Annotated in this window: 13 protein-coding genes; 5 read left to right on the top strand and 8 right to left on the bottom strand. The window is 52.6% G+C overall.

Translation table 11 applies throughout. From position 1 onward, the window contains the following. Positions 1 to 12 precede the first annotated feature (12 nt). From glmM to rlmE, 3 genes are all read right to left on the bottom strand, one after another. Entirely contained in the window at positions 13 to 1,353 is a 1,341-nt protein-coding gene (gene glmM, locus ACR64Q_RS04165) for a phosphoglucosamine mutase (protein ID WP_313733671.1), read from the bottom strand. A 73-nt stretch (positions 1,354 to 1,426) separates the two neighbouring features. After that, the gene (gene ftsH, locus ACR64Q_RS04160; protein WP_026603838.1) at positions 1,427 to 3,343 is read right to left on the bottom strand and encodes an ATP-dependent zinc metalloprotease FtsH; all 1,917 of its coding nucleotides are present in this window, start codon (positions 3,341 to 3,343) and stop codon (positions 1,427 to 1,429) included. Positions 3,344 to 3,463: 120 nt separating this feature from the next. Next, entirely contained in the window at positions 3,464 to 4,081 is a 618-nt protein-coding gene (gene rlmE, locus ACR64Q_RS04155; protein WP_171696153.1) for a 23S rRNA (uridine(2552)-2'-O)-methyltransferase RlmE, read from the bottom strand. Positions 4,082 to 4,130: 49 nt separating this feature from the next. Between rlmE and yhbY the strand changes: the two genes are divergently transcribed. After that, entirely contained in the window at positions 4,131 to 4,397 is a 267-nt protein-coding gene (gene yhbY, locus ACR64Q_RS04150; RefSeq protein WP_313733670.1) for a ribosome assembly RNA-binding protein YhbY, read from the top strand. Between the two features lie 39 nt (positions 4,398 to 4,436). On the opposite strand, the gene greA is transcribed toward yhbY, so the two are convergent. From greA to ACR64Q_RS04130, 4 genes are all read right to left on the bottom strand, one after another. Next, complete coding sequence (gene greA, locus ACR64Q_RS04145) at positions 4,437 to 4,913, bottom strand: transcription elongation factor GreA (RefSeq protein WP_020485125.1); 477 nt, start codon at positions 4,911 to 4,913, stop codon at positions 4,437 to 4,439. A gap of 33 nt (positions 4,914 to 4,946) precedes the next feature. Then, positions 4,947 to 8,162, bottom strand: a complete 3,216-nt coding sequence (gene carB, locus ACR64Q_RS04140; RefSeq protein WP_313733669.1) for a carbamoyl-phosphate synthase large subunit — start codon at positions 8,160 to 8,162, stop codon at positions 4,947 to 4,949. Between the two features lie 17 nt (positions 8,163 to 8,179). After that, a complete protein-coding gene (gene carA, locus ACR64Q_RS04135; protein ID WP_313733668.1) occupies positions 8,180 to 9,313 on the bottom strand; it encodes a glutamine-hydrolyzing carbamoyl-phosphate synthase small subunit in 1,134 nt (377 codons plus the stop codon). 244 nt (positions 9,314 to 9,557) lie between these two features. Then, positions 9,558 to 9,998, bottom strand: a complete 441-nt coding sequence (locus ACR64Q_RS04130; RefSeq protein WP_313733667.1) for a Spy/CpxP family protein refolding chaperone — start codon at positions 9,996 to 9,998, stop codon at positions 9,558 to 9,560. Between the two features lie 179 nt (positions 9,999 to 10,177). Between ACR64Q_RS04130 and ACR64Q_RS04125 the strand changes: the two genes are divergently transcribed. The 4 genes from ACR64Q_RS04125 to ACR64Q_RS04110 are packed head-to-tail and all read left to right on the top strand — an operon-like array spanning position 10,178 to position 13,270. Continuing rightward, positions 10,178 to 10,861, top strand: coding sequence for a response regulator transcription factor (locus ACR64Q_RS04125; RefSeq protein WP_313733666.1), 684 nt, complete (start codon positions 10,178 to 10,180; stop codon positions 10,859 to 10,861). Between the two features lies 1 nt (position 10,862). Beyond that, a complete protein-coding gene (locus tag ACR64Q_RS04120; protein WP_313733665.1) occupies positions 10,863 to 12,341 on the top strand; it encodes a sensor histidine kinase in 1,479 nt (492 codons plus the stop codon). A gap of 2 nt (positions 12,342 to 12,343) precedes the next feature. Next, positions 12,344 to 12,739: a hypothetical protein gene (locus ACR64Q_RS04115; RefSeq protein ID WP_026603830.1), complete on the top strand. Its 396-nt coding sequence runs from the start codon at positions 12,344 to 12,346 to the stop codon at positions 12,737 to 12,739. A 15-nt stretch (positions 12,740 to 12,754) separates the two neighbouring features. Then, positions 12,755 to 13,270, top strand: coding sequence for a glycine zipper family protein (locus ACR64Q_RS04110; protein WP_313733664.1), 516 nt, complete (start codon positions 12,755 to 12,757; stop codon positions 13,268 to 13,270). Between the two features lie 22 nt (positions 13,271 to 13,292). Here ACR64Q_RS04110 and ACR64Q_RS04105 read toward each other — a convergent pair whose 3' ends face one another. Next, positions 13,293 to 16,061: an autotransporter family protein gene (locus ACR64Q_RS04105; protein ID WP_313733663.1), complete on the bottom strand. Its 2,769-nt coding sequence runs from the start codon at positions 16,059 to 16,061 to the stop codon at positions 13,293 to 13,295. Positions 16,062 to 16,113 lie beyond the last annotated feature (52 nt).

The raw sequence follows: 16,113 nt of genomic DNA, 5'->3' as shown, positions 1-16,113 counted from the left end.
AAACCTTTTAGTTCAAGCCGGAATCGCTTTCTTGACATCGGCGGCCAGTTGATTGGCAAACCTCACCACCTCGTCTTCGTCAACGCCTTCGACCATCACTCTGATCAAAGGCTCGGTGCCTGAGGATCTGAGCAATACCCTGCCCCGCTCTCCCAGTTTTTTCTCTACTGCTTCCACGGCTTTTTTGATGCTGTCGATCTCTTCGATTTTGACTTTTTTATCGATTCTGACGTTAACCAACACTTGCGGATATTTGCTCATGCCGGATTTAAGCTCGTTCAGGCTTTTACCGGTGTGTTGCATTTCCGCGAGCACTTGCAAGGCGGAAACGATGCCGTCGCCCGTGGTGGTTTTATCCAGACAGATGATATGTCCGGAGCCTTCGCCACCCAGCATGCCTTTGTGCTCCGTCAACATTTCCATTACATAACGATCGCCGACGTTTGCGCGCAACAAGGGCACACCGACGGCTTTCAGCGCATGCTCCATACCCAGATTTGACATCAGGGTGCCGATCACGGGGCCGAACAGCTTGCCTTCTTCTAGGCGTGATTTAGCAATGATGTAAATCAACTCGTCGCCATCGACGATTTCGCCTTTGTGATCGACCATGATAATCCTGTCGCCGTCGCCATCCAGTGCTATGCCCAGATCGGCGCGAAACTCGAGTACTTTAGCGGCCAAATTTTCCGGCTTGGTGGCGCCGCACTCGTCGTTGATGTTCAAACCATCCGGCTCAGCACCAATCGTAACCACCTCGGCTCCGACTTCGCTGAATACATGCGGCGCAATGTGATACGTGGCGCCGTTGGCACAATCGATGACGATCCGCATGCCTTTAAAGTCCAATTGCGGCGGCACGGTTGCTTTACAAAATTCGATGTAGCGACCGGCGGCATCGCTGACCCGTTTGGCTTTACCTAATTTTGCCGATTCGACAGTGGTCATAGGTGTATCCAGATATTGTTCGATCTGATGTTCTACCTCATCCGGCAATTTGGCGCCGTCCACCGAAAAAAACTTGATACCGTTGTCGTAGTAAGGATTGTGGGAAGCGCTGATCACGATGCCAGCTTTGGCTCTTAAGGTGCGGGTCAAATAAGCAATACCTGGCGTAGGCATGGGGCCTAACATCCGAGTATCTACGCCAGCCGCCGACAAACCCGCTTCCAGAGCAGACTCAAACATGTAGCCGGAAATGCGTGTGTCTTTACCCACCAACACAAAGCCACTGCCTTCTTTTGCAAAGACCCTGCCCGTCGCCCAACCCAGCTTTAGCATAAAGTCGGCAGTGATGGGGTATTCTCCAACCTTGCCGCGAATACCGTCGGTACCGAAATATTTTTTTGCCATACTCAAAAACTCTCTTAACTAAATCCCAAAAAAAAGAGAGGCCGGAGCCTCTCTCGCTTTTGCCGTTAAGGCATCAGCCCTGCTCGGCCGCGCCTCCGATGGACGGATCGGTATCTTTCTGATCCCAATGATCGCTTTTGATACCTCCGCTGGAAGACGGGGTGTCGTCCCAACCTTTTGGCTCTCTCACCGGCTTTCTTTCCATCAAATCATCGATTTGATATTTATCGATGGTTTCGTACTTCATCAAGGCATCCGCCATTGCATGCAGAATGTCTTCGTTTTCTTTCAGAATCTTTTCCGCTCTTTCATAATTTCTATCAATGATAGACCGGATTTCTTCGTCGATGGTGTGAGAAGTCTCTTCCGCCACAGATTTATGTTGGGTGACGGAGCGACCCAAGAAAATCTCGCCTTCTTCTTCGCTGTATGCCAATGGTCCAAGACGTTGCGACAAGCCCCATTTGGTGACCATGTTTCTGGCCAACTCGGTAGCACGTTCGATGTCATTGGAAGCACCGGTGGAAACTTGTTCCCAGCCAAAAATCAATTCCTCGGCAATCCTACCGCCGTATAAACTGGAGATCATGCTGTCTAATTTACGTTTGCTGGCACTGTATTGATCGCGTTCCGGCAAGAACATCGTCACACCCAACGCACGGCCGCGCGGCATGATACTGACTTTGTAGACAGGATCGTGCTCAGGTACCAAGCGACCGACGATAGCGTGACCGGCTTCGTGGTACGCAGTCATTTTCTTTTCTTTCTCGTCCATCACCATGGAACGTCTTTCCGCACCCATGATCAGCTTGTCCTTGGCTTTTTCCAAATCAACCATGCTGACCAAACGCTTGTTATAGCGCGCGGCGAACAAGGCAGCTTCGTTAACCAGATTGGCTAAATCGGCACCGGAAAATCCTGGCGTACCTTGCGCAATGTATTTGATTTTGACATCGTCGGCCGCCGGTACTTTTTTCAGATGCACGTTGAGGATCTGCTCACGGCCTCTGACATCAGGCAATCCCACTACCACTTGACGGTCGAAACGACCTGGACGCAACAAAGCCTTATCCAGCACGTCGGAACGGTTGGTAGCCGCGATAACGATAATACCTTCGTGACCTTCGAAGCCGTCCATCTCAACCAGCAATTGGTTCAAGGTTTGTTCGCGCTCGTCGTTACCGCCGCCTAAACCGGCGCCGCGTGAACGACCAACCGCATCGATCTCATCGATGAAGATAATGCACGGTGCATGTTTTTTGGCCTGTTCGAACATGTCGCGCACCCTGGAAGCACCGACACCGACGAACATTTCCACGAAGTCCGAACCGGAAATAGTGAAAAACGGCACTTTCGCTTCGCCGGCAATCGCTCTGGCCAACAAGGTTTTACCGGTACCCGGAGGACCGACCATCAAGGCGCCGCGCGGCACTTTGCCACCCAGCTTTTGGTATTTCGCCGGGTCTTTAAGGAAGTCGACCATTTCTTCGACCTCTTCCTTAGCCTCGTCGCACCCCGCCACGTCAGCGAAAGTCACCTTGTTCTGATCCTGATCCAGCATCCGCGCTTTGCTTTTACCAAAGCCCATCGCGCCGCCACGACCACCCACACCGCCGCCTTGCATTTGGCGCATGAAGAATACCCATACAGCGATCAGCAACAAAATCGGGCCGAATGACACGAATATTTGCATCAGCATGGAAGGTTCTTCGGGGGGCTGAACGGATATTTCCACACCGTTAGCCAACAAATCGTCGATCAAATGCGGATCGTTAGGCATATAAGTCTTAAACTTATCGCCGGAGACCATTTTGCCTTTGACAGTATTATCGGAGATCGCAACCTGCTGAACTTGTCCAGCTTTGACAGCGTCGATCAATTGCGAGTACGAAAAAGTCGCGTCGCTACGAATCGCCCGCGACCCGAAACTGTTGAATACAGCCATCAACACTACGGCGATGACCACCCACAAAATTAAATTTTTAATCATATCGCTCAAGTTACGCGCTCCGGCCTGGATTGGCCTCAAAATTTAAAAACCGAGTAATTGTATCAGGACTACTCGCATCCCACCGCCATCATAGCCCTATGAACGGCGACTATCGCATATTTATTTAAAACCTTTCGCCAAAATATACACTTCGTTACTTCTGGGCCGCGAAGCTTTCGGCTTTCTAATCACCACACTGCTGAACTGCTGACGCACTTGATTATAGTATTCATCAAATCCGGCGCCCTGAAACATCTTGATCAAAAACGTACCGCCCTTAGCCAATATATGTTGCGCGGCATCCAGGGCCAATTCGCCCAGGTAAATGGCCCGTGGCTGATCCATTTCCCGGCTACCACTCATATTGGGGGCCATGTCCGACAATAACAAGTGAACCGGTTCGCCATCAAGCACTTTATAGAGTTGCTCAAGCACTTCGTCTTCCCGGAAGTCGCCTTGAATAAAATCCACACCGTCAATAGGATCGATAGCCAACAAATCCAGCGCAATCACCTTATTTTTTTTACCGACGATTTTGCTGACATATTCCGACCACCCGCCCGGTGCGGCGCCTAGGTCAACTATATTAATACCAGGTTTTATGATTTTGTCTTTTTCTTGGATTTCTATCAGTTTGAACACGGCACGAGAGCGATAACCCATTGCCTGTGCTTTCTTGACATACTCGTCTTGGAAATGTTCCTGCATCCATTGCTGGCTACTTTTGCTGCGTGCCATATTTTCTATTCGTGTAAAATTGCCGGGTTTATAAAGTTAAGGAAACAGAGTGAATCCTATTCAAAAGAAAAAGCTGAAAGCTCAGGCTCACCCACTTAATCCCGTGGTGATTATCGGCCAGGCCGGCTTGACCGACGCGGTTATTAAAGAAATTAATGTGGCGCTTGACGCTCACGAGTTGATCAAAGTCAAAATTCGCGCGGAAAGAGATGAGCGTTCCGCCATTAGAGAACAAATCTGCGCCCAAACCAAGGCCGAACTGGTGCAATCGATTGGTCAAGTAGCCGTTATTTATCGTTTGAACCCAAAAAAATAAAGCCAATGGGGAGGCGCTCCTCCCCATCAACCAATCAGCTTAAATATACTGAACCGAGAGAATCTCGTATTCGATATTGCCACCCGGCGCTTTTACCGTCACGACATCTTCCACTTCCTTGCCGATTAATGCCCTGGCAATCGGCGACCCCACCGAAATGCGGCCTTCCTTGATATTGGCCTCGTCTTCGCCGACGATCTGATACGTCACCGTCTTGCCGGAATCGAGATCCTCGATTTCTACTGTCGCCCCGAATACGACTTTGCCGTTGGCTTCGGTTTTTGTGACATCAATGATATTGGCATTGGATAACTTGCCTTCAATCTCCGCGATCCGCCCCTCGGCAAAACTTTGCTGCTCGCGCGCCGCGTGGTACTCCGCATTTTCTTTTAAATCGCCGTGTGCACGCGCTTCAGAGATAGCCTGAATGATACGCGGTCTAACCACGGTTTTAAGTTCTTCCAATTCGGCGCGCAATTTATTGGCACCCACCACTGTTAGTGGAAACTTTTGCATTTACTGCTCCCCTCTTGAATTCAAATTCATCCGTTAAAATGTTTTGTGCAAGTCTTGCAGACAATTCACATCGCCCGCATCGAGTTCACCCAAGGCATAACAAGCCGCACGCGCACCCGCCATCGTCGTGTAATAGGTAACTTTGCGCTGCAAGGCTTCGCGACGCATCGTAAACGAATCAGCCACGGCTTTAACACCTTCGGTGGTATTGACGATTAACTGCACCTCGCCGTTTTTAATCATATCCACGGTATTGGGCCGACCTTCGTTGACCTTGAAGATTTCCTTGCAAGGAATGCCGGCTTCTTTCAACACCCTGGCCGTACCGCGGGTCGCGACGATTTCGTAGTCTTTGGCAATCAGCATTTTGGCCAATTCCGGCAACTTCGGTTTGTCGGCGTCGCGGATACTAATCAAAACTTTGCCGCTGTGGCTCAAATCCACGCCCGAAGCACGTTGCGATTTGGCGAACGCTTCGCCGAAAGTTTTACCAACCCCCATCACCTCACCGGTCGATTTCATTTCCGGCCCCAACAACGGATCGACGCCAGGGAACTTAATGAATGGGAACACCGCTTCTTTCACCGAGAAATATTCCGGAATACGCTCTTCGGTGATGCCCTGTTCTTTCAAGGATTTACCGACCATAACCCGCGCGGCGATTTTCGCCAGCGGATAACCGGTAGCCTTGGACACGAACGGTGCGGTACGCGAGGCGCGCGGATTGACTTCCAACACGTAAATGGTTTCCCCTTGAATCGCAAACTGAGTGTTCATCAAACCGCGCACACCCAGCGCTTCGGCCATTTTCGCCACTTGCGCACGCAATTGATCCTGCATATGCGCGGGCAAATCATAGGGCGGCAAGGAACACGCGGAGTCGCCGGAATGTACGCCGGCTTGCTCGATATGCTCCATCAAGCCGCCGATCAACACGGTCTCACCGTCGTAAATCGCATCGACGTCCATTTCCACCGCATCGTCCAGGAAGCGGTCCAGCAGAACCGGCGAATCGTTGGATACGCTGACCGCTTCTTTCATGTAGCGACGCAAGCCTTCCTCGTTGAATACGATTTCCATGGCTCTGCCGCCCAGTACGTAAGATGGACGTACGACCAAGGGATAACCCAGCTCGCGAGCGGAATTAACGGCTTGCTCGACCGAACGCGCAGTGGCGTTGGGTGGCTGCAACAGATTCAGGCGCTCCAGCAATTTCTGGAAGCGTTCGCGGTCTTCGGCCAAGTCTATGGAATCGGGCGAAGTGCCGATAATCGGCGCACCAGCGGCCTCCAAGGCCCGGGCCAGTTTCAACGGTGTTTGTCCGCCGTACTGGACGATCACACCCTTCGGCTTTTCCAGCTCGATGATTTCCAGCACGTCTTCCAGGGTCAAGGGCTCGAAATACAAACGGTCAGACGTATCGAAGTCGGTGGAAACAGTTTCCGGGTTACAGTTGACCATGATGGTTTCATAACCATCTTCGCGCAGCGCCAACGCGGCATGCACGCAGCAATAGTCAAACTCGATACCCTGACCGATTCGATTCGGACCGCCGCCCAGAATAATGATTTTTTCTTTATTAGACGGATTGGCCTCGCATTCCTGTTCGTAAGTCGAATACAGATAAGCCGTATCGGAAGCAAACTCCGCCGCGCATGAATCGATACGCTTGTAAACAGGACGCACGCCTTTCTTGTGGCGCACGCTACGCACTTCCGATTCCTTGGTTTCCAGCAGTTTCGCGAGGCGTCTATCGGAGAAGCCTTTGCGTTTCAGACGCAATAATTCTCCCGGCTCCAGCGTTGCCAGGGTCTTGGTGGACAAGGTTTTTTCGGTGACAATCAAATCCTCGACCTGCGCCAGGAACCATGGATCAATCTTACAGGCCTGATGAATATCTTCGAAACTCAAACCGCTGCGAAAGGCGTCAGCCAGATACCACAAGCGCTCAGGACCGGGATAACGCAACTCCCTAAGTATAATATCCTCGCTGTTGGCATCGCTTAGATCGGCGATTTCATCCAGACCATCCACACCCACTTCCAAGCCGCGCAAGGCTTTTTGCAAAGATTCCTGAAAAGTACGACCAATCGCCATCACTTCGCCGACCGACTTCATCTGCGTCGTCAGACGGTCATTGGCTTGCGGGAATTTTTCGAAGGCAAAACGCGGCACCTTGGTAACCACGTAGTCAATAGACGGCTCGAACGACGCCGGTGTCGCACCGCCGGTGATTTCGTTGCGCAGTTCATCCAACGTGTAGCCCACAGCCAATTTGGCCGCGACTTTGGCAATGGGGAAACCCGTAGCTTTGGAGGCCAATGCCGACGAGCGCGACACCCTGGGGTTCATCTCAATGACGATCAAGCGGCCGGTATCGGGATTGATGGCAAACTGCACATTGGAACCACCAGTATCGACGCCGATTTCCCGAAGTACCGCCAACGAAGCGTTACGCAGAATTTGATATTCCTTGTCGGTGAGGGTTTGCGCCGGGGCGACGGTAATCGAGTCGCCGGTGTGCACGCCCATCGGATCGAAGTTTTCGATCGAGCAGATAATGATGCAGTTGTCCTTTGAGTCGCGCACCACTTCCATTTCGAACTCTTTCCAGCCCAGAATGGATTCTTCGATCAACAATTCGCTGGTCGGTGATAAATACAGGCCACGTTCGCAAATCTCGATGAATTCTTCGCGGTTATAAGCAATACCGCCGCCGCTGCCGCCCATCGTGAAGGAAGGACGGACTACCGTGGGGTAACCGACTTCTTCTTGTGCCGCAAACGCTTCTTCCATGTTATGAGCGATTTTGGCTCTGGACACTTCCAGACCAATGCGGGCCATTGCTTCATTGAACAGCGCGCGATCCTCAGCCATGTTAATGGCTTCCTTGGTCGCGCCTATCATTTCCACGCCGTATTTTTCCAGTACGCCGTGCTTGTCCAGCGCCAGCGCGCAGTTCAACGCAGTCTGACCACCCATGGTCGGTAACACTGCGTCAGGACGTTCCTTTTCAATGATTTTTTCGACGGTTTGCCAATCGATAGGCTCAATGTAAATCGCATCGGCCATATCCGGATCGGTCATGATCGTCGCCGGATTGGAGTTAACCAGAATCACCCGAAAACCCTCTTCCCGCAAGGCTTTGCAAGCCTGGGTACCGGAATAATCAAACTCGCAGGCCTGACCGATGACAATCGGTCCGGCGCCCAGTAATAAAATCGATTTTATGTCGGTTCTTTTTGGCATATCACTCTGTATAAAACTTAAGCGGAACGAGGCTGGTTCATCAAATCGATGAAATCGTCGAACAAGGACTCGACATCGTGCGGACCGGGACTGGCTTCGGGGTGACCCTGAAAACTGAAGGCCGGCACGTCGGTACGGGCGATACCTTGCAAACTACCGTCGAACAGCGAAACGTAGGTTGCTTTTAAATTGGCAGGCAATGAATCAGGGCTGGCCGCAAAGCCGTGATTTTGGCTGCTAATCATCACCCGACCGGTTGCCAGTTCTTGCACCGGGTGGTTGGCGCCGTGATGACCGAATTTCATTTTCTCGGTTTTTGCGCCGCTGGCTAAGGCCAATAACTGATGCCCCAAGCAAATGCCAAACACCGGTACTTTTTTATCCAAGATGGTTTTAATCGCCTCGATGGCATAAGTGCATGGCTCCGGGTCCCCTGGGCCATTGGAGAGAAATACACCGTCGGGATTCATTGCCAAAACCGTTTCGGCTGGCGTAGTAGCCGGCACAACCGTCACCCTACAGCCGCGATTGGCCAGCAAACGCAGGATATTGCGCTTAATACCAAAATCGTAAGCCACCACATGCTTGGTCAAATCAGGCGCTTGCTTATGACCTTCACCGAGCTTCCAGACATTTTCGGTCCAGACATAGGCTTGCGCGGTAGTCACTTCCTTCGCCAGATCCATGCCTTTCAGGCCCGGAAAGCCTTCGATGGCTTGTTTCGCAGCGTCTAAATCAACGGATTCGCCAGCAATGATGCAACCGCGTTGCGCGCCTTTGTCGCGTAGCAAGCGGGTTAATTTGCGGGTGTCGATATCGGCAATCGCCACCACTTTATGCTCGCGCAGATATTCCGGCAGGGTTTTCGCGTTACGCCAGCTGCTGGCCAGCAAAGGCAAGTCGCGTATCACCAGACCACTGGCAAACACTTTTGCCGATTCGTCGTCTTCAGCGTTGGTACCGACATTGCCTATATGCGGATAGGTCAATGTGACGATTTGCCGTGCGTATGACGGGTCGCTGAGTATTTCTTGATAGCCGGTCAGTGCCGTGTTAAAAACCACTTCTCCCACGGAACAGCCGTCGGCACCGATCGAAATGCCGTGAAACACTGTCCCGTCTTCTAGTACCAGTAATGCAGGTTTGTTCAAGATTGGCCACCTTAGATGTAGAAAACGGGATAAGTCTTGCGACTCATCCCGTTCCTGATAGATAAAAACTTGAGTGATTTTACGAAATTATGGCTGTTTGGTCATTAACAATTTTCTAACTTGGTGCGTCGCTAAGATTCTGATCGTTCACAAAGACGCTGTATTTATTGCCAATTCCACCTTAGCCGGACTGCCCGGGTGCCAGCAGCCACTGCAACGGGCTATGCAGGGACAACAGGTTCATTCAGTGTTCGAATTTGCCGATTTCAGCTTTCAGTTTTTCTTGCTGTTCAGCCGTTAACAACATAAAAATCTCATGATCAAGCTTGGATTTTTCCAAAGCCATCTGCTGATGCATAGCGGTAGATTTCTCAAGCAAGGCTTTGGTCTTTCCCTCATCGTAATCTGCGGAAAAGCTCAAAGCGTGCAATTCGCCTCTCAATGCATGCTCTTCTTTAAAACGGGCCTGCCCGTCGCCGAATCGGGTCTTCATTAAATCTTTGATATCGGCTTCCTGCTTTTCGCTGAGATCAAGTTTCTTCAAATACCGCGGCAAATGTTGCTCGCCGTCCGCTTCGCCGAACATATGCATCGGCGGTTTGCCGCCGCCGTGGTGTTCGCCATGCGGTGGCTGAGCCATCGCGGTTAAGGGTAACAAGCCGAGTAACAATACTATTTTTTTCATAAAAAATGCCTCAAAAATGATGATAAACATAAGGACAAAACCTGTTCGATTTCGTCGTAGTCAGTATTTCAAATCAGAGGTTAAGTGCTGTTAGTGCCGTGTAAAATCAGGTAAACCCCGCTGGTTGTCGGCGGAAGCCGGGGCTATGATGATGACCACACAGCCAACGAGCGACAATCATGCACAAAGTGTTAATTATCGATGACGACGTAGAACTGGCCACATTATTCCAGGAGTATCTGGCGCAGGAAGGTTTTGCGGTGGACGTCAGCCATACCGGCGCATCCGGACTGCAACATGCCCTATCCGGCGAATATCAACTGGTCATTTTGGACATCATGTTTCCGGATATCAAAGGCACCGAGATATTGACGCGCATCCGCCTGGAAAGCAGGGTTCCGGTACTGATGTTCACCGCCAAGGGCGATGATGTGGACCGAATCATTGGCCTGGAATCCGGCGCCGACGACTATGTCCCCAAGCCTTGCACGCCCAGAGAACTGGTCGCAAGAATCCGCGCAATTTTGCGCCGAACCCACCCTGCCGCGAATGTATTGCAAGGACCGATTGTGGCCGGCCCTTTACAACTGTGGCCGGAAAAACGCAAAGCCGTGTGGTTTGAACAAGACCTGAACTTAACCAGTACCGAATTCAATTTGCTGGAAACCTTGGCCAGCCAGGTAGGCCGAGTCGTCAGCAAAAACGAGCTCTCCGAAAAAGCCCTGGGACGGCCACTGGCACGTTTCGATAGAAGCATCGATGTGCATATGAGCAGCATCCGCCAGAAACTCGACAACCAGCCGGACGGCCGCTCTTACATTCAGACCGTGCGCGGCCAAGGCTACCAGATGGTCAAGGAATAAGATGGGCAGATTGTTCTGGAAGTTTTTCTTTGCGTTCTGGCTGGCGTTGTTAACGGCGGGCATTGGTGTGGGTACCGCCGTTTGGCTCAGACACTCCGCACAGCAAAACCTGTCGTCCAAGCAAGCCGATGTCGTCGATGTCAGACGCGCCTCGCTGGTCAAGCTGGCCGCCAGCACCTTACCGCATGGCGGCGTCAAGGGCCTACACGACTTTATTCAGACCTTGCAAAACACCCGCTTTCCACCGATATACGCGTTAGACGATACGGACCGGGAGTTGTTGGGCAGGCCGTTAGCGGCAGAGGTATTGCAACAGGCCCGAGCCTTACATCGAAAAAATGCCTACCCGGATGCCATCCAAATGATTTCGGCCGACGACGGTCACCGTTATCTGCTTTTTGTACCCTTGCCCGAGCACGGTTTTGGCGACCTGTTCAGGCCGTCATTTCCGGGTCATCCCGGACTACCTCCCTTTGGCTTCGACGGCGCTATGCCTGGAGATCGGCCGCCCCCGCCGAGCGGTAACCCGGAGGAGCATAGCCCTCGCCCGCACCGCGAACCGCCCGCGCCGATTTTACCGATAATCTCCGGCTGTTTGGCCAGTCTGCTGTTCAGCGGACTGTTGGCCTGGTATTTCGCCAAACCCATTCGCAACCTGCGCGATGCGTTTAGCGCTGTGGCTCAAGGCCGGCTGAATACGCGAATCGGTAATGCAATGGGTAGACGGAGCGACGAATTGGCGGACCTGGGTCGGGACTTTGACCATATGGCGCAAAAAATCTGCTCGCTAATCAGTGCCCAGCAACATCTGCTGCACGATGTGTCTCATGAACTGCGCTCACCGTTGGCGCGTATCCAAGCCGCTATTGGTCTAGCCCAACAACAACCGGAAAAATTGCCGGCTACGCTGGAACGTATCGAACGCGAATCGCAACGCATCAGCGATTTGGTCGGCGAATTATTGATGCTATCGAAGCTGGAAGCGGGCGTTGCGCCAGGAAAACTTGATCTAATCAATCTCGACGACCTAATGGCCGACATTGTCGCCGACGTGCGTTTCGAGGCGGAAGCAAAGCGTATCGCAATGAGCTATCACGGCGATATTGACGTGATAGTCGAATGCCAAAGCGAACTATTGCATCGCGCTATCGAAAACGTGCTGCGTAATGCGGTGCAGCACTGTAAAGCCGAAGGCACGGTATTAATTGCCGCCGATTTTGATAGCGATAATCGTCGCTTAAGAATTCGGGTGGACGATGACGGCCCTGGGGTACCCGATCAGGATTTGACGGCTATTTTTCAGCCGTTTTTCCGTAGCGGACAAGCACAAAAGCCGCACAGCACCGGCCTGGGACTCACCATCGCGCATCGCGCCGTTGAGGCGCATGGCGGCAGCATCAGCGCCAGCAACCGGCCGCAAGGCGGTTTAAGCGTGCTGATTGAGATCCCGTTTCCAACCCGGCAAGCAAACCAGAGGTAAGTATGTTTAAATTCAAAAAGTGGATGACAGCCCCGCTGATCGCTTTACTGTCGGCATGGGCACTAAGCGCGAACGCCGACCCGTTTCACCATCACGGCGGTCGGCATTTTGGCGGCCATTTCCGTCCGGGTTTTGGCTTTTACTTTGGTGCGCCACTCTATCCCAGACCGTTTTACCCGGCTTATCCTTACTACCCGGCGTATCCGTATTACCCGCGGGAAATTATCACCGTACCAGTGCAACCCCCGGTCTATATTGAACGCGAGCGCAGTCAACCCCAGAACGGTCCCTTAGCCGAAGGCTACTGGTATTACTGTAACGATCCGGCCGGCTACTATCCTTACATAAAAGAGTGTGCGAATGGCTGGCAACAAGTCGAGCCCACGCCGCAAAATTAAAGGGAGACCGCAAACATGAACACTAAAAAGAAAATGGCGGAAATCTGCGCGGCACTGGCCTTGAGCGGCTGCGCCCATATGCCCTCCGGCCCCAGCGTAATGGCGCTGCCCGGCACTGGCCTATCGTTCGAACAATTCCGCCAGGACGATTATCAATGTCAGCAATACGCGGCCGGGCAAGTCGGCGCCACGCCGAACCAGGCCAGCGCCGATAGCCAAATTGGCAGTGCAGCGGTCGGCACGGCAGTAGGCGCAGCAGCCGGCGCCGCAATTGGTGGGGGCGGCGGAGCGGCAATCGGCGCGGGCTCCGGTTTAGTAGCCGGGACTATCGTCGGCAGCGGCGAATCAAGACGCTCCGGCTATGCCACTCAACAAGGTTACGACAATGCCTATGTGCAATGCATGTATGCCAAGGGGCACAGAGTACCGGTATCCGGGCAATTTTCTTACCAATCGCCAGCCCCTAGAACGGCGCAACCGAGCATTCCGCCACCACCGCCCGGATTACCGCCGCCGCCACCGTATCAGTAACGGTCAAGAAGAGCTTGCGGAGCTAGAAAGTCATCCGCAGGCCCGCTTCCAGGATATGGTCAGAAATATTGGCTTGACCTAAGCGGGTTTCGTAACGCACGAATCCGGATCCGCCATTGGGTAATGTTGCACTAACCGAACCGCCGAGGTTGAGGTAATCGCGGTCGGGTTCGCCGGTCTGAATCGTAAAATTGCCCTGCCCTGGCTCGGCCTGCGCCAAACGCATGTGGATCAAACGATTGTCGTTAAGGTATTGATGCTCCCATTCCACGCGAGCTGCCGGCGTGAACACCCCCCATGGCGTGCTGAGCGCATAACTGATTTGGGTACCGAGATTACTGACGAAGGAATGATTGATCTGCTCCCCGGTGATGATGTCGAAGCCGTTGCCGCTTTGCTCCTGATATCGGGCGATGTTCATGCCCAAATACTCCAAACGCAGATAAGGGCCGATGGCCCATTCGTCCCAATTAAAGTCTTTGCCGCCGCTCAAGGCAAAACCGTATTGATTGCCGGTGGTTGTAGACGTGGATTGGCCGGCGAAGCCGGAATAAGCATATTGGCGATTGAAGGCATAGTCATTAGCGCCATAATTTCCCACCCAATCCAGATAAATATCCTCGGGCAAATAATAGCTACCGTAAATCGCACCCAGATAGGTATCGCTACTCATATTACCGGCTGAATCGGCGTACTGCGTAGAAGAGTGCGTGTAGTTAAACGCCGCGCCAACCACCAATTTATCGCTAAGCCGATAATCCGCTCCGCCCGTCACGGTGCGCGCTTGCGAATCGAAGCCGCGATCCCAGGCGTCACCTTGCAGATTGGCAAAATTAAACCGGGTTTGCAAAAACAGACCCAACGGCGAATCGCGGAACAACTCGTCATCGCCGGCCGCGCCGCCTAGCCCCTGAGCGCCCAAGGTATTGGCGGATAATTGGATACCGTTAAAGTTAACCGACAATGGCGCACTGCCGCCGCCAGCGCGTAAACTCGCCAACCGGGTGAGCGGACCATCCATGCGCGTCGCCCCCAATTTCACCGGCCCGGCCATCTGGCTCGGCACTTGATCGGGAGTCAAAGCGGCAACAGCACTGGTTTGCTCCTCCGGACTGAGCGCCTGTAGTTGCAAGCACCGGGTAGCCAAAATGCCGCTTGGAGTAGTGCAAGCCTCGTTTAGGGCTGGCGCAAAGGTCTGTTGATTAAAGGTTAATTCCGACGCGGTAGTAGTCTCTTCGGCAAAAGGCTGCAAGCTCCAGGGCGCCAATTGCCCCCTACCGCCACCAAAACTGCGTATCGCCCCCAAAAGATACTGATTTTCGGGCAAAGTCGGATCTACGTAGATATTGTAATCGCTGCTGATGTTGCTTAATTGGTTTACACCATCCGCCAATACCAGCCGGCTGGCATACAGCGCAGCACCGGGCGTGCTATTGCCATCGATTAACTGCAAGCCGTTGCCGCTCGCCACTGTCACCGACCCCCAGGCAAAATTATTGATCGCACCGCTGGTGGTTTGTCCTTGGTCGCTGCCCGTCAAGCTCATTGCGTGTTGCGTGGCGTTGGGTCCGCTGAAAACCAGATCGGCATTCGCGGTATTCCATAGCGTATTTTGCGTACTGGCATTATTGAAATCACCGGTCACAATGAAAACATCGCCGGCACCGCCCACCAAATAGCCGCTGGAACCTATCGAAAGATTGTTGAACTGATTGGTCGACGGATCGCTCTCATAGCGGCCGTTATTCGTAAAGTTGCCGGTAAAAGCCACCGAGGTGTTAACCGTTCGAAAAACACCGTCGTTACTGACATTGCCATCAAACCGATGCGTATGGGTACCGGAAATATCGACGCGTCCTTGCGCACTATTATAGAAATCGCCGGCCCCGGTAATGAGTCCGGTTTGCGCCAGATTGAATTGGCCGTTATTGCTGATGGTCCCGGTATTGTTAAGCACGCCGTGATTGCTGAAAGTACCCTGATTACTCAGTTGTCCGGCATTGCCGAAACTACCCTGATTAACCAGTTCGCCGACGTTTGTCAGCGTATTGCCGGTAACATTGTCAATGCTGCCGCTATTGACCATCTGTCCAGCATTCTCAAGTACGCCTTGATTGTTGATGGCGCCAAAGTTGGAGAAAACCCCTGAACTATGACTGAGCGTGGCACTGTTATTGATCAATGTGCCGTGGTTGCTGAAATTGCCGCCGGTGCTGTAATAGTAACCAGGCAGCGTGCTGAAGCTGTCGCTGGACGTAATGGGACTCAGCGCTAAGGGTGTAACAGTAACCTGGAACGGCGCGAAACCGGAAATGCCATTCTGATCTTTTCCGAACCCACCGGCAGTATTCGGTTGGTAAACAAAATCCAGCGTTGCGCCAAGACCAATAAAGTAAGTGCCAGGAGTTTTAGGGGCAGTGAGTTGGTTCGAGAAGGATCCGCTTTGGCTACCAAAACCGGGATAGATTACTCCCGAGAAAAAGCCCGCAGAACCGGCTTGAGCCGGGGCAATCCAAGCGTTATAAAGCTGGATGACGCAGCCTGGACAATAACTGGTATCGCCTTCCTGGATGTTGTAACTACCAGCCAAATTGACGCTGGACCCCGAACCTACCGTTGCCGAATTACCGGCAAAACTGCCCCTGCCCACGCCGGCAAAGGACGGTTGAGTAATGGTGATGTTGCGCCCAATCACCGACCACGTCACGTCGGACGACAACGAATCGGCTAGCGAAGACTCCGAGGCGCAAGCCAGCAAAAACCCAATCCGCATTGGACCATTTAATTTCATCGCACTATTAATTTGCTACGCGCTTGGATTGTGGGATTCGGACAAATCTGCG

It is taken from the genome of Methylomonas sp. 2F7 (assembly GCF_057126975.1).
The sequence above is the reverse complement of the archived record's forward strand: the minus strand, read 5'-3'. Positions and strand labels throughout refer to the sequence as shown.

Bases quoted from the DNA above. Each gene is read 5' to 3' on its own strand.
- glmM (WP_313733671.1), bottom strand. From the start codon at position 1,353: ATGGCAAAAAAATATTTCGGTACCGACGGTATTCGCGGCAAGGTTGGA.
- ftsH (WP_026603838.1), bottom strand. From the start codon at position 3,343: ATGATTAAAAATTTAATTTTGTGGGTGGTCATCGCCGTAGTGTTGATG.
- rlmE (WP_171696153.1), bottom strand. From the start codon at position 4,081: ATGGCACGCAGCAAAAGTAGCCAGCAATGGATGCAGGAACATTTCCAA.
- greA (WP_020485125.1), bottom strand. From the start codon at position 4,913: ATGCAAAAGTTTCCACTAACAGTGGTGGGTGCCAATAAATTGCGCGCC.
- carB (WP_313733669.1), bottom strand. From the start codon at position 8,162: ATGCCAAAAAGAACCGACATAAAATCGATTTTATTACTGGGCGCCGGA.
- ACR64Q_RS04130 (WP_313733667.1), bottom strand. From the start codon at position 9,998: ATGAAAAAAATAGTATTGTTACTCGGCTTGTTACCCTTAACCGCGATG.
- ACR64Q_RS04125 (WP_313733666.1), top strand. From the start codon at position 10,178: ATGCACAAAGTGTTAATTATCGATGACGACGTAGAACTGGCCACATTA.
- ACR64Q_RS04120 (WP_313733665.1), top strand. From the start codon at position 10,863: ATGGGCAGATTGTTCTGGAAGTTTTTCTTTGCGTTCTGGCTGGCGTTG.
- ACR64Q_RS04115 (WP_026603830.1), top strand. From the start codon at position 12,344: ATGTTTAAATTCAAAAAGTGGATGACAGCCCCGCTGATCGCTTTACTG.
- ACR64Q_RS04110 (WP_313733664.1), top strand. From the start codon at position 12,755: ATGAACACTAAAAAGAAAATGGCGGAAATCTGCGCGGCACTGGCCTTG.
- ACR64Q_RS04105 (WP_313733663.1), bottom strand. From the start codon at position 16,061: ATGAAATTAAATGGTCCAATGCGGATTGGGTTTTTGCTGGCTTGCGCC.